Consider the following 13,215-nt stretch of genomic DNA (forward strand, 5'->3'; position numbering starts at 1 on the left):
TCTAATATAGAACGTTATTTTGTTTTCAAGTTCCGCAATGCGCCGCTTAGCCGTTCAAGGGTTTCGCTAATCACCGGGGCGGGAGCGGCGAGGTTAATCCGCTCAAAACCGCGGCCTTCTTCCCCGAAGATATACCCTTCATCAAAAAACACCTGAGCAGTCTGCGTCATAAACGTTTCCAAAGCTTTGTGTTCCATCCCGAGCGCTCTAAAATCGAGCCATTGCAGATATGTCCCTTCGATGAGCGGCGCTTTGATTTCGGGGTGGCGCGTTTGGAAAAATTGCTGCACAAGGCGCTGGTTGGAATCGATGACGGTCAAAAATTCATCGAACCATGCCGCGCACTGCGTATAGCAAATTTCACAGGCCTTATAGCTGAGCGCCGTAAACAATGCTCCCGCCCCAAGCTCGTGGGCTTTTACAAAGGTTTTGCGCATTTCTTCATTTTTAATGATGATATTGCTGATTCCCAAACCGGCAATATTGAACGTCTTTGAAGGCGCGGTAAAGGAGATTGTCCTGTTCGCAAGCTCGTCTCCCAACGATTGAAAAACGGTATGTGTATATCCCGGCATGACGATATCGAAGTGAATTTCGTCCGAAAACAGCCAGAGGTTGTGCTTTAATACGATTTCTTCTATTTTATGCAGTTCTTCTTTTGTCCACACTCTACCGACGGGGTTATGCGGCGAACAAAAGAGCAGCGCTTTATTGTGCGGATCCGCAGCCAGTCGCTCCAAGTCTTCAAAATCGATCGTGTAGCGCCCGCCGTTTTCCTGCAGTGAGCACGCCGCAACAGTCCGCCCCTGCAAGCGTACCGCCCTAAAAAATGGATAATAGACCGGCGATAGCAGAATAACGCCGTCCCCCGGTTCGGTAAACGCTCTAACCGCATTAAAAATTGCAGGTACAATACCCGCCGTGGGGACAATCCAATCGGGCTCAATCGACCAGTTATGCCGTACCTTCATCCAGTTCCGTACCGCATCATTATACGAAGCAGTCTGCTCGGTATAGCCCAGTACGGCGCTGTCAAGATAACGTTTTAGCCCCTCCGTTAATTCAGGAGGCATCTTAAATTCCATATCGGCAACCGAAAGCGGCACAACGGATGAATCGACACTTGGGTTCACCTTATACATTGCATCCCATTTACGCGAGCCTGAACCGGCTCTATTTATTCTTGTCGTAAAATCATATTTCATAGCAATCTTCCTCTTTTACTGCATGATATTAAAGTAAACCTATACCGAGAATGCTTTTTATACAAGCCCTGAAATTTTATATTGTCAAGAAAAGGGAAGTAGTAGTATAATAAACGCCATGAATAGTTGCGATTATCGTATTTTTTGGGAAGAAACCGTTAAACAATTAAAGGATGAAATAGGTGAACAGGAAATATCCATGTGGTTTTCTCGTATTGTCTACGAGAGGGCGTCGGATTCCGTCATCGTTTTATCGGTTCCTTCCGGATTTTATCGCGATAATGTGCGGCAACGCTACGAACTCCTCATCGAAAAAAAACTATTGGAGCTGCTCGGCTCCCGTATCAGTATTGAATTTGAAATAAAAGCGCCGCAAACAATGAATACGCAACCGGTGTCCACTAAAAACACCCTTACATCGGCAACATCGTCCCCAGCGGCTTTCCATGCATCACAAAAATCGGTACCTGTGGAAGAAAAAAAGAAACATCCCCTGCTGAATGAACGCTATACCTTCGATAAATTTGTTATCGATGCAGACAATCCGCTCCCGGCAAATGCAGCGATTGCCGTTTCGAAGAATCCGGGAACGGCGTATAATCCGCTGCTAATTTACGGCGGCGTAGGATTGGGTAAAACACACTTAATGCAAGCAATCGGCAATGCTCTATACCAAAACACCAACTTGAAGATTTTGTATGCCCCTGCCGAGACTTTTACGAATGAATACATCGCTCATGTAAATAAAAACAAAATGCATGAATTTAAAAATAAGTACCGCAATGCGGATGTATTGTTGCTTGACGATATCCACTTTTTGGAAAAAAAAGAGGGAACGCAGGAGGAGTTGTTCCATACTTTTAACGCTCTCTATGAAAGCAATAAACAGATCGTATTTACCTGTGACCGTCCGGTCGAGGAACTCAAGAATTTAACAGACCGTCTCCGCTCCCGCTTTACCCGCGGTTTGAGCATCGACTTAAAAATTCCTTCATACGAAACCCGATGTGCAATTTTATTCAAAAAGCTTCAAGATGAACATTTTTCCATCCCCGATGAAGTGGTACATCTGATTGCAAAAAATGTTTCGTCCAATGTCCGTGATCTGGAAAGCGCACTCACGAAATTGGAAGCATATTCCGAACTTACCGGCCCCATTACCCTCGAAAATGCCCAGAGGCTTTTACAGGATACGTTCGGTTCACCCCGTCAGCACAATATTTCCATTGACACTATTTTGAAAATTGTTGCGGACTATTTCGGAATTTCTTACATCGATTTAAAAGGGAAAAAACGGACAAAGAATATCTCATTTCCGCGGCAAGTTGCCATGTACCTTGCACGGGAAATGACCGAGTTTTCCACTACGGAAATCGGCATGGAATTGGGCGGACGCGACCATACGACGATTATGCACGGGCACCAAAAAATAGAGACCCAGACCGCAATCGAACCTTCGTTAGAAGTTACCATCGCCGAACTGAAAAAACGCATCACCAACGCAAATAAATAACACCAATGCAAATGGTACTATTTGAGCAGCCTCTTTATTCTGCGGGGAATACTGCAAAGTGTTTGATGCGTTTGCCCTGACATTCGCAAGAAAATGTTTGGCAGAATCCGGATTTTGTGGTATACTGATAAGGTATGACTTATGCATCTTTGTCTGCAACGCTCTCAATGCCATACACAACTGAAGATGGAAGCGCATCATCCGATATTGTGGTGTTCGATAAAGACGAACACGCGGTAATCGAACAGATTTTAAAAAGCTTACAAGCTTATGCTCCTGGGGTACTGAGCAACATTGCAAACTGTATTACAACATTAGAACAAGTGGCGGTAGCTGTCTCCCGCTATCCCTCAATACAACGCAGCACAGTCCTTGCCGGTGAACATCGGTCGGCAGACACATTGATCGACACACTCTGCAGCAGCGCTCCTTCTTCACGTTTACTGACCTTACCCACAAAAGTTGTTCTCGGTAAAAGCTTTCTGATTGCAAAATTTCAAACTTTTTCCGCACTTACCAAAATAGCGATGAACGCTTTTTTTGAAGAAAAAGATATCCAAGCGTTGCGGCGGATTACACTTCGCGCTATGTTTGCACTCATGGTTGAAGACGTATATACGATGCTCCTTGACAATGCAGATCTCCGGCATGAAACACGGAAAGAAATAGCGGAATTATTAACCGAACTATGGGAGCATCGGCTGGATGAGCACTCCTCATCTTTTGCACCTGTTTTACACAAAGTCTGGACAGCGCGGAACAAACTTGCACCGAACTTCGGCAGTATGCTCGGTGTAAGCGAACTCTTTCTCCTTTCAATGGAGCTGGATGAATCGTGGGAACGGTTTATGATTGCAAAATTGGCAGACCCTGAAATCGGTCAAGCATTGGAAGAATTCTTATTCGGCATCTCTTATGAAAAGATCAATTTTATTCGCACTGTTTTAAAAGAACGAAAAGTTTCTGCCCTCAGCAGAGACGAAGCATATAATCTACTCGGATTCAAAAGAGAATTTCCGAGTGATGATCCACGCGGCTTCTATGCTTCTTTTATTGACCGGAAAAACAACGCCGAATCGCGTCGGAGGCTCCAAGTCCCCGGCCCCAAGCGGACACTCGAAGACCTCTACATCCAGTTTATTTTTGAAGAAGGCTTAAGCGAGACATAAACCTGTTCGAAAACTTCCGTTTCGGAACAGGTTACCTTGAATAATACGGCTGTTACAGCGCAAGTTTTAAATCGCCGTCTTTAATCCATCCGATTTTCCGCAACGGCACGGTAAAAAGAATTGTGAGTACGGCGGGAGCGATAATGTGCAGCAACAAGATAGAAAGGTAGATGCTTGCGGTGCTGTGCCCGGTTCCACTCATCGCCGTCAGCGCGCCGATTTGACCGACCAACCCGCAAGTTCCCATTCCTGAGCCGATGGGGGTATTTTCCATTTTTAATAGCATCGTCGAAACCGGGCCCAATACGGCGGATGCGGCAATCGGCGGTATCCATATTCGGGGATTTTTAATAATATTCGGCATGTGGAGCATACTGGTGCCGATGCCGACTGCAAAGCTGCCGCCGAATCCGTTATCCCGATAGCTCATCACCGCAAAGCCGATCATCTGAGCGCAGCACCCCGCCGCCGCCGCGCCTCCTGCAAGCCCCGAAAGGGAAAGCATCATACAGAGCGCTGCACTGCTAATCGGCAGCGTAAGAATGATCCCAACCAATACCGCAAGACAAATTCCCATCAGGAACGGACGCAGAGTTGTCGCCGTCATAATAACCTCTCCGAGCCAATTCATGCACGCAGACATATACGGCCCGAAAAAGACGGCTATTACGCTGCCGGAAAGAATGGTTACCGTCGGCGTCACAATCAGGTCAATCTTTGTTTCTTTTGAAACCAGTTTCCCCAACTCGGTACCGACAATGGCGGAAATAAAGGCGCCGACTGCACCGCCGAACATATTACCGGCATACCCGACAATAGAGGCGGAGAACAAGACAAAGGTGTGCGCTTTAAGCGAGTGCGCAACGGCAATACCGATGGCGGCACCTGTCATATCACGGCATATCGGCCAGATGGTATCGGCCAAAAAGGTGATATGCAGCTGCTGCCCTATGGTTCTCAGGATTGTTCCGACAAGCAAGGATGAAAAAAGCCCCATCGCCATAGCGCTCATCGCATCAATAAAATACCGCTTACCGGAAATCTCTATATCTTTCTTTTTTAAGAAAAGCTGTAATTTGTTCATATCGAGACAAATCTCCTTATATTCGTGCGGAGAGTTTAATCCCCTGCACTATTTTTTACAAGAGGGAACCTCTAAAAATCTAACCGAGTTTTTAGAGATACCCAAAACTCAAAAATGCTGATGCTTCTTACTCTGAAGTGAAAGCATTCAGAATGTATATCCGTTCAATAAATGCGATGTTCACACATCGTGCTATTTGTACGATTTAGAACTCGTAGACCTATTCGGAAACGCAGTTATCGAATAGATCGATTATAACGAAACTTATTACAGAAGAAAAAATTAAGCATAATAATACAAAAATAAAAAAGTTGAGACAATAGACAAAAAAATTGATTGATTAAGCTAGAAAATTTATAAAAACACGATAAACTGTGTATCGGTACTAAAAGTACATTTGAGAGTTTCCATTGAGATTTGGAAGGATATCCGCAATCCTGCAAACGGACAGTATGGAGGAACCTTTATGGAAAAATATGGGTATGACATTATCCACGATGCGTTTTTGAACAAGGGAACAGCATTTTCTGCCGAAGAAAGAAAAAAATATCATCTGGAAGGGCTGCTTCCGCCGTGTATTGACGATATTGAAACACAGGCAAATAGAATTTACCGGCAGATGGAGCGAAAAAATTCCGGCATAGAAAAAAGAAGATTTCTTATGGATGTCTTCAATCACAACCGGCGACTTTTCTATTATGTATTTCATGAACACATTGTTGAACTAATGCCGATTGTTTATGATCCGGTTATTGCAGAAAGTATTGAGCAGTACAGCGAACAGTTTGTCGATACACAAGGTGCAGCGTTTTTGTCGATTGATGCTCCGGAGCAAATCGAAGAGACGCTTCGGCATGCCGCAGGCGGAAGACACATCAGACTTATCGTTGCGACGGATGCGGAAGGAATTCTCGGTATCGGCGACTGGGGGACAAATGGCGTTGACATCTCCGTGGGTAAACTGATGGTCTATACTGCGGCCGCAGGAATTGATCCGCAAACGGTATTGCCGGTTGTACTGGATTGCGGAACAAACAGGCAAACACTGCTTGATGACCCGCTCTATCTCGGAAATCACCACAAGAGAATATACGGCGACAGATATTATCGCTTCATCGATCGATTTGTAACAGCGGCGGAAAAATTGTTTCCTGATTTATATCTCCACTTTGAAGATTTCGGCAGATCGAACGCCGCAAAGGTTTTGCAAACATACCAGAAGACTTTTCCCGTATTCAATGATGACTGCCAAGGAACCGGTATCATTACGCTTGCGGGAATCCTCGGCGCTATGAAAATCAACGGGCAAAAGCTTACGGATCAGGTATATCTGTGCTTTGGAGCAGGAACTGCCGGAGCCGGAATTACCGATCGTATTTTTAGAGAAATGGTTGCCCAAGGGCTTTCTGAAGACGAAGCTCGCAGTCATTTTTATATGGTTGATAAGCAAGGACTTTTGTTCGATGACATGGACGATCTAACGCCAGAGCAAAAACCGTTTGCGCGAAAACGTCGCGAATTTTCCGATGCGGCAAGTCTCACCTCACTTACAAAAGCGGTGATGGCAATTCGTCCGACGATTCTAGTAGGAACATCAACAACACCGGGAACCTTTACGGAAGAGATTGTCCGCGCTATGGCATCATGGTGCGAACACCCGATTATTTTCCCGCTCAGTAACCCAACGGAACTGGCGGAAGCTACGGCTTCGGATTTGATTCATTGGTCGGACAGCCGCGCCATGGTGGCAACCGGAATTCCTGCCGATCCGGTAGAATACAAGGGCGTTACATACACAATCGGACAGGCGAACAATGCACTGATTTATCCGGGATTGGGCTTAGGCAGTATCGCGGTAAATTCAAAACTCGTAACCGATGAAATGATTTCTGCAGCCGCCCACTCGCTTGGTGCATTTATCGAAACCGGTAAACCGGGCGCGGCGGTTTTGCCACCGGTAGCACGGCTAACGGAATTTTCCGAAGCGGTTGCCGTCGCGGTTGCTTCGTGTGCCGTTCGTCAAAAATTAAACCGTGTTGCAACGGATAATGTAGAAAAAACGGTCAAAGACTGTATCTGGAAACCGGAATATTAAAATAGGAGAAAGGCAAGGCTGATACAAGTGCGGCTTATACGAGCACACGGGAGCGGTTAGTACCCCGACGCTTGCGTCGGGGTATGTTGATCCGTGTGGAGAAGATAATCTCTGACACTCTCCATCGAGGTTCCTTTTTTGGAACAGTTCCGTGTTGATTCATACCCAAGGACTAATCCCCTGCACTCTGGCGTATCGGGATAGGATAGACTGCGTGTGCGGAGGCAGAAAAAGCACCGTCGGTTTTCCGTATAAGCTGATAAAATTGCACCTTACTAAATAGCCCCGTAGCTGAACCGTCTCCGGTGGCTGTATCTTCAGGGCTTCCCGCTTGCCCTGTGCGGAGCGATAAAAGCGCAAAACCGCCGTAGGATTTACCGCGGGGACGCAAGGGGCTGCCCGGATTGACAGCCGTAACGCCGCCGAAACCTTCGATACTTTGAATATGCGTATGCCCGTATACGGCGATTATACAGCCGAGGTTTTCGGCTGTCATGCTCAATTTACGCCCGTCAAGTTCAACATGGTGCAGATGCCCGTGCGCCAATAAAATCTGCTGTCCGGCTATCATCTTTTGCTGATATACCGGCAGCCCGAACGGTTTTTGGTTTTCGCTATCTGTAAAAACCGGCGGATAGAGCTGGCAGTCGCAATTTCCTTGTGCCATAATAATCACCGGCGGAATGGTGAGCTTGCCGGCAGCAGCTTCGCGCACAACAGTCATTATATCTTGAGCGCCGTCTCCGGCAAAAAGGCAAGCTTGGCATTCCTCGCTAAACGCTGCTAAAATCCACCGCACTGCATCCACTGCTCCGTGCGTGTCGGACAGCAGCAAGACGGAAGCGGTATCCGCATACTGCAGCCGGTTATAGGCCGCAGTATCGGCAATAACGCCGTTTTCGCAACGGGTAAAGCTGTTCATTGCTTTTCTCCCGCGGCGACTTCGCCCGTATCAGTACCTTGAACCTGCCCTTCGGCTGAGGGCTGCGACAAAATAAGATAATTATACGAACGGATATTCAGTTCAGGGTCTTTATACGGCTGCAGCGTATACTGCGTGCCGCCCCATGCGGTGATACCGTGTTTTTCTAAAAGGGCGGCTGCCGTTGCAACAGCCCGCGTAAAGCGAGGAAACGGCTCCTGTCCGGGCAGTTCATCGATTTGCTCCGCAGCAGTTACTGCGCACAGCACCAGCGTTTGCACATCATGCGCAGGAATGTTCACCGCTCTATCCGATTTCGTAAACGAATCGGGAAGCTCAAAATCTATAACGACATCGCTGTACGCTTCGAGCGGCAAAATTTCTTCCACCGGCAACAAGGAGAAAATATGCAATGCCGGATGGGTTTCTTTAACGGTACGCAATATCCGTGCGCCGCCCTCGGGGATGCCGAGAGAAATCAGCGCTTCGACCGGCTGTGCTGCAAGCCGTTCGGAAATCATCGAAAGCCGAGGCTGCCGTGTCTTAGCAGTCATCTCGCTATAGCTCAAAATATGCATATTTGCCTTGAGACTTTCAGTATCATAAATATCAGAAAGGTATGTAAAAAGATTGGAATACTGATAAAAATCCTTTCCCAACACAAAAAGCAGACTATGAGTAAGTTCTTTTTTTTGATGAGATCGGGTAGATGAATCGGTATTTTTAGTGCACGAAGTCGTCCCTGCAATCATTACGGCAATAAGAAGCGCCGTAACAAGCCGAACACAAGGCCGTACAAAACGGAGCCATAACAAACTATGCCCCGAATGCGCTGCAACCGGAATATCGGAATCATTCTTTTTTTTCATAATAAATTCGCGGTCATTTAATTTGAAGCCGCTATCCCTTTTAAAAAATTACGTAAAACAAAAGCGATCAGCATTGTCCCTAAAATCATAATGAGGGAAAGTGCATTGATCACCGGCGAGATGCCGTACCGCACCATCGAAAACACATAGAGCGGTAGCGTCGTAGACCCCGGCCCGGATACAAAAAAGGTAATAACAAAGTCTTCGAGCGATAAGGTAACCGACATAAAAAAGCCGGATAAAATTGCAGGAAAAATTGCAGGGATTACCACCTTGAATAAGGTCTGCCGCTCCGTTGCACCGAGGTCGTGGGCAGCCTCTACAATCGAAAAATCGAATTCTTCCAAACGAGCCAATACCAATAAAAACGCAAAGGGCAAACAGAACGTAATATGTGCGATAATAATGGAAAGAAAGCCGAGCGGAATGTTTATGGCCGAAAAGAAAATCAGCGTAGACATTCCGATAACAACCTCCGGCAGCACCATCGGTAGAATACTCACAACCTGTACATCCCCCCGGCCCCGGAACCGGTACCATTGCACACCAAGCCCCGCAAAGGTTCCGATGACAACGGAACAAAACGCGGAAACAAACGCAATGAATACGCTGTTCCAAAAGGAAGTCCACAATTTTTCGGATTCCAAGAACAGTGCGGCATACCACTTGAGCGAAAAGCCCGACCATACAATCGCCTTGCCTTCGTTAAAAGAAAATACTGCAATAATCGCAAGAGGTAAAAACAAAAACAGCAATACACAAACCAGCACCGTAGTGGAAAACCATGCGCTGTTGAGATTCTTATAAGCGCGGCGGGCATGACGCGCCGGCTCGGACTCCCGTTTACGCTTTCCGAATTTTTGAATCAGCCGTCGGTACGGACTTTTTTCCGAACTATGCCGGTAAGGCGCCGGCAATTGCTGTTGTATATCTACTGGTATATCGGACACAGGTACTCCTTGTATATTTAATTTTTTGAAATGAATTGCAAAAAATCTTTCGGAGAAAGGATATTCACATTTGATTTTTTGAAATCGGCTGAATTACGTGTAATAATCGCATCAAAATTATGCGATTCTGCTACCGCATTTTGTACAGAATCCTCAAAATCATTCCAGTCAGAATTAAGTGCAAAAAGAATATCTTCTTCTGATATATCGGCAATATGAATAATAGAAAGCAGCCGTATTATAATATCCTTGACCTTCTGTTTATCCCGCAACTCCCTATAGGCTATATAATAAATATCGGTAACTGCAGAAGCTGAAATATATTTGTATGCGACCGATTCCGGAAGTTTAAAGATTGTGATAGCATCATGGGCAAACGGGTATCTATTCAGTAAGACATCAAGCACTACGTTCGTATCAATCAATACATGCATATTTTTTCAGTCTTTCCTCACGGTAGTCCGATAATTCTTTTTCTCTATTAGGAATTATGCCTATAAGGGAATCTACTGTAGACGCAACGATTTCCTGTTTTGAATCTGCCGGAAGAACTGTATAAGTAATAACAACCTCTTGCCCCTGCTGAAATTGAACAGGGGTATTCAGTACTATATGTGAACCATTGTAATACCCTTTAGCTGTTGCAAGCATATTCCCTCTCCCGAGATTGATATTGATGGCGTCAGCAGCCTGTTTATCGTACTATTTTTATCCCTCATTATCAATACGCGCTCATCTCCCCGCCTGCTTTTCCTGCTTAAAGCTGGCAAACATCATCCACAGTACGCCGACGGCGCTGAAAACGGTAATCAGAACCGAGAAGGCGGAAGCAAGCGGCCAGTTGCGGATCTTTGTTACCTGATCGACAATCAAATTACCGAGCATATAGGAATCCTTGCCGCCGACGAGGAGCGGTACGGTGTAAGAACCGAATACCGGGATAAAAGTAAAGATGACGGCGGTTAAGATTCCGGCGCGGATATTCGGCAACATCACCTTAAAGATGGCTTCCGTTTTTGTTGCCCCCAGATCGCGCGCAGCTTCCAAAAGTGAAAAATCAAATTTATCGATTGCCGAAAAAATCGGAAAAACCGCATACGGTATAAACATGTACACCAGCACGAGGATAACCGCCTGCTGATTGTACAAAAACGGAATGCTTTCCGTAATAAGATGCAGCTTTTTTAAAAGCCCGTTTAAAAAACCTTGATTGCCGAGTATCGAAATCCACGCATTAATTCTAATCAGCGAATTTGTCCAAAAGGGAATGATCATCAAAAACAAGAAGAACAGCTGATGTTTGCTGCGTGCTATCGCGTACCCTGCAGGCAAGGCAAGCACAATGCAAATCAACGTTACCGCGATACTAACGCAGAGTGTCCTAATAAACAGCAGGCCGTAATTTGCGGTAAAAAGCTGCGTATATGCGCCGAGTGTCAGACGCCAAACAACTCCGCCGTACAGTCCCTTTTGGAGAAAGCTATAGACGACAATGATGAGGAGCGGCAGCACGAAAAACACGGTGAACCATGCCGCCATCGGGAAGGTATACAAAAAGGCGTACCGGCGCCGGGAATTATCTTGAGCCATACGCTTACGTTAGATCCTCTACAATATAGCCGTCGTTAGCCGCCCACGAAACATACACCTGATCCTTCCATTCGATTTCGGGGCCGTCTTCAAGATAATTCTGATGCTGCTTAAAGACTTGCACGACCGTACCGCATTCCAGTTTGACAAAAAACTTTGACTGAAAGCCCGAGTAAATAGGTTCTTCAACTTCGCCACGAAAGACATTCAATTCCTTGGTTTGCGATGATGGCTTTTCCAAAGAGATTCGGATTTTTTCCGGCCGCACGGTAAAGCATACCGGTTGCCCCACTTTTGTTTTATCGTAGTCGGTAATTTTAACCGACGTACCAAGCACGGGAGTGTCGAGCGTAACCATAAAGCCGTCCGTATGAGGTTCACAGGCGGCAACGGTTGCATCAAAGAGATTCGTTTCGCCGATAAACTTAGCGACAAAAGCAGTCGCAGGCTGTTCGTAAATTTCATACGGACTGCCGATTTGCAGCACCTTTCCCTGATTCATCACCGCAATGCGGTCGGATACGGAAAGCGCCTCGCTTTGGTCGTGAGTAACAAAGATAAACGTAATACCGATTTGGTCGTGCAGCTTATCAAGTTCGATTAAAAGATTTGCCCGCAGCTTTGCGTCGAGCGCGGAAAGAGGTTCATCCAGCAGCAGTACCCGCGGTTCGTTAATCAAGGCACGGGCAATTGCAACCCGCTGCTTTTGCCCGCCTGAAAGCTGAGACGGCTTTTTGTAGATATGCGCATCAAGCTGCACCAAATGCAGATATTCTTTAACCCGCCGGTCAATTTCGTCCTGCGGGCGCTTACGGATACGGAGCGGAAAGGCGATATTTTCGTACACGGAAAGGTGCGGAAAAAGCGCGTAGGTTTGAAAGACGGTATTCGATTGCCGTTTATGAGCTTCTATACCTATAATATTCTGCCCGTCAAAGGTGATAACCCCTGAATCCGGCTGTTCAAATCCGGCAATAATACGCAGCAGCGTGGTTTTTCCGCACCCCGAAGGTCCCAACAGCGAGAAAAACTCTCCGCGCTTAATATGAATAACGGCATTATCCACCGCATGAAAATCGCCGAATGTCTTTGAAACATTCTCGATTGAAATTTCGCATCCTTTCACTGACGCATCGCGCCCCCTTCACATCATTATAGACACGGCTAAAAGCAGTTAACCGGTAACAGGACTCTTAACCATGACCTATTATATTTGAAGCATTTAGCGGTTTATGTCAATCAGGGGAAGACTTTTCTTTTTTTTCGATAAAAAGAAAAGTCTTCCCCTGTGACCCCATCTAAAGAAAAATGACGAGGAGCTGTCCAAAAAGTTTATTGCGTTGTTCATTTTTTTCCCTAATCCTGCCCATAAAAGGGCTGAGTGCTCCTTTAGCCTCTCGCTTTAAGCCGCCGGTTGTTGTGCTTCCTTCTTCTTTTTCTCATTTTCAGTCCATATCATGGTCTTTATATTGTACCCGATCAGTAATAAGCCCCATTCTGTCCCTACTTTTTCTTTTCCGCATCATATACCCAATTCTCCGATTCATTCTTTTCTACCGAGCTGAATAAAATCTTTTGCAATAAAAAAACCGGACGGTATACGGAATACCTATTCGGTAGGCTGCATAACCGGAACGGCGACCCGATGGACTCCCGTCTGTTTTCCCCGGTTGCAGGATCTTTTTCCGTTTCTAAAATTAACATTATGGTCGGCATAATCAGCCTATGTTTTTTTCTGATTGCTTTTTTCTTTCATCTGTACAAGTTGTGTAAAATCATTTTTGACGCTCCTTGGCATCCCCTCTTATGCATTATCTT

The 13,215-nt window shown here is 46.0% G+C and carries 13 protein-coding genes; 3 read left to right on the forward strand and 10 right to left on the reverse strand.

The genetic code is table 11. The annotated features are described in order from the left end of the window. Nucleotides 1-14: 14 nt before the first annotated feature. A complete protein-coding gene (locus HMPREF1222_RS06990; protein WP_016518810.1) occupies nt 15-1,205 on the reverse strand; it encodes a MalY/PatB family protein in 1,191 nt (396 codons plus the stop codon). Between the two features lie 118 nt (nt 1,206-1,323). Between HMPREF1222_RS06990 and dnaA the strand changes: the two genes are divergently transcribed. After that, the gene (dnaA, locus tag HMPREF1222_RS06995) at nt 1,324-2,718 is read left to right on the forward strand and encodes a chromosomal replication initiator protein DnaA (RefSeq protein ID WP_016518811.1); all 1,395 of its coding nucleotides are present in this window, start codon (nt 1,324-1,326) and stop codon (nt 2,716-2,718) included. 134 nt (nt 2,719-2,852) lie between these two features. Continuing rightward, entirely contained in the window at nt 2,853-3,887 is a 1,035-nt protein-coding gene (locus HMPREF1222_RS07000) for a hypothetical protein (protein ID WP_016518812.1), read from the forward strand. A gap of 52 nt (nt 3,888-3,939) precedes the next feature. Here HMPREF1222_RS07000 and HMPREF1222_RS07005 read toward each other — a convergent pair whose 3' ends face one another. Next, nucleotides 3,940-4,971 (reverse strand): PTS sugar transporter subunit IIC, encoded by a 1,032-nt coding sequence (locus HMPREF1222_RS07005; RefSeq protein ID WP_016518813.1) that lies wholly within the window; start codon nt 4,969-4,971, stop codon nt 3,940-3,942. A 466-nt stretch (nt 4,972-5,437) separates the two neighbouring features. Between HMPREF1222_RS07005 and HMPREF1222_RS07010 the strand changes: the two genes are divergently transcribed. After that, nucleotides 5,438-7,066, forward strand: a complete 1,629-nt coding sequence (locus HMPREF1222_RS07010) for a malolactic enzyme (RefSeq protein ID WP_016518814.1) — start codon at nt 5,438-5,440, stop codon at nt 7,064-7,066. Nucleotides 7,067-7,238: 172 nt separating this feature from the next. Here HMPREF1222_RS07010 and HMPREF1222_RS07015 read toward each other — a convergent pair whose 3' ends face one another. The 8 genes from HMPREF1222_RS07015 to HMPREF1222_RS07050 form a co-directional block, all read right to left on the reverse strand. Continuing rightward, complete coding sequence (locus tag HMPREF1222_RS07015; protein ID WP_016518815.1) at nt 7,239-7,988, reverse strand: YfcE family phosphodiesterase; 750 nt, start codon at nt 7,986-7,988, stop codon at nt 7,239-7,241. Then, complete coding sequence (locus HMPREF1222_RS07020) at nt 7,985-8,857, reverse strand: hypothetical protein (protein ID WP_016518816.1); 873 nt, start codon at nt 8,855-8,857, stop codon at nt 7,985-7,987. The genes HMPREF1222_RS07015 and HMPREF1222_RS07020 overlap by 4 nt, the downstream gene beginning before the upstream one ends. 17 nt (nt 8,858-8,874) lie before the next feature. Further along, on the reverse strand, nt 8,875-9,807 hold the full coding sequence (locus HMPREF1222_RS07025; RefSeq protein WP_016518817.1) for an ABC transporter permease: 933 nt from the start codon (nt 9,805-9,807) through the stop codon (nt 8,875-8,877). Between the two features lie 17 nt (nt 9,808-9,824). Then, nucleotides 9,825-10,241 carry a PIN domain-containing protein gene (locus HMPREF1222_RS07030; RefSeq protein WP_006187596.1) on the reverse strand — a complete coding sequence of 139 codons (417 nt, stop codon included), beginning with the start codon at nt 10,239-10,241 and terminating at the stop codon, nt 9,825-9,827. Further along, on the reverse strand, nt 10,225-10,458 hold the full coding sequence (locus HMPREF1222_RS07035) for a hypothetical protein (RefSeq protein WP_006187595.1): 234 nt from the start codon (nt 10,456-10,458) through the stop codon (nt 10,225-10,227). The genes HMPREF1222_RS07030 and HMPREF1222_RS07035 overlap by 17 nt, the downstream gene beginning before the upstream one ends. Nucleotides 10,459-10,539: 81 nt before the next feature. Then, a complete protein-coding gene (locus tag HMPREF1222_RS07040) occupies nt 10,540-11,397 on the reverse strand; it encodes an ABC transporter permease (protein ID WP_016518818.1) in 858 nt (285 codons plus the stop codon). Between the two features lie 4 nt (nt 11,398-11,401). Further along, nucleotides 11,402-12,523, reverse strand: a complete 1,122-nt coding sequence (locus HMPREF1222_RS07045; RefSeq protein WP_006187593.1) for an ABC transporter ATP-binding protein — start codon at nt 12,521-12,523, stop codon at nt 11,402-11,404. A gap of 377 nt (nt 12,524-12,900) precedes the next feature. Next, nucleotides 12,901-13,113 carry a hypothetical protein gene (locus tag HMPREF1222_RS07050; protein ID WP_016518819.1) on the reverse strand — a complete coding sequence of 71 codons (213 nt, stop codon included), beginning with the start codon at nt 13,111-13,113 and terminating at the stop codon, nt 12,901-12,903. Between the last annotated feature and the right edge of the window lie 102 nt (nt 13,114-13,215).

Origin of the sequence: Treponema vincentii F0403 (genome assembly GCF_000412995.1) — a bacterium.
Classification (GTDB): domain Bacteria; phylum Spirochaetota; class Spirochaetia; order Treponematales; family Treponemataceae; genus Treponema; species Treponema vincentii.

Coding starts and splice junctions, on each gene's coding strand:
- HMPREF1222_RS06990 (WP_016518810.1), bottom strand. CDS start 1,205: ATGAAATATGATTTTACGACAAGAATAAATAGAGCCGGTTCAGGCTCG.
- dnaA (WP_016518811.1), top strand. CDS start 1,324: ATGAATAGTTGCGATTATCGTATTTTTTGGGAAGAAACCGTTAAACAA.
- HMPREF1222_RS07000 (WP_016518812.1), top strand. CDS start 2,853: ATGACTTATGCATCTTTGTCTGCAACGCTCTCAATGCCATACACAACT.
- HMPREF1222_RS07005 (WP_016518813.1), bottom strand. CDS start 4,971: ATGAACAAATTACAGCTTTTCTTAAAAAAGAAAGATATAGAGATTTCC.
- HMPREF1222_RS07010 (WP_016518814.1), top strand. CDS start 5,438: ATGGAAAAATATGGGTATGACATTATCCACGATGCGTTTTTGAACAAG.
- HMPREF1222_RS07015 (WP_016518815.1), bottom strand. CDS start 7,988: ATGAACAGCTTTACCCGTTGCGAAAACGGCGTTATTGCCGATACTGCG.
- HMPREF1222_RS07020 (WP_016518816.1), bottom strand. CDS start 8,857: ATGAAAAAAAAGAATGATTCCGATATTCCGGTTGCAGCGCATTCGGGG.
- HMPREF1222_RS07030 (WP_006187596.1), bottom strand. CDS start 10,241: ATGCATGTATTGATTGATACGAACGTAGTGCTTGATGTCTTACTGAAT.
- HMPREF1222_RS07035 (WP_006187595.1), bottom strand. CDS start 10,458: ATGCTTGCAACAGCTAAAGGGTATTACAATGGTTCACATATAGTACTG.
- HMPREF1222_RS07040 (WP_016518818.1), bottom strand. CDS start 11,397: ATGGCTCAAGATAATTCCCGGCGCCGGTACGCCTTTTTGTATACCTTC.
- HMPREF1222_RS07050 (WP_016518819.1), bottom strand. CDS start 13,113: ATGCCGACCATAATGTTAATTTTAGAAACGGAAAAAGATCCTGCAACC.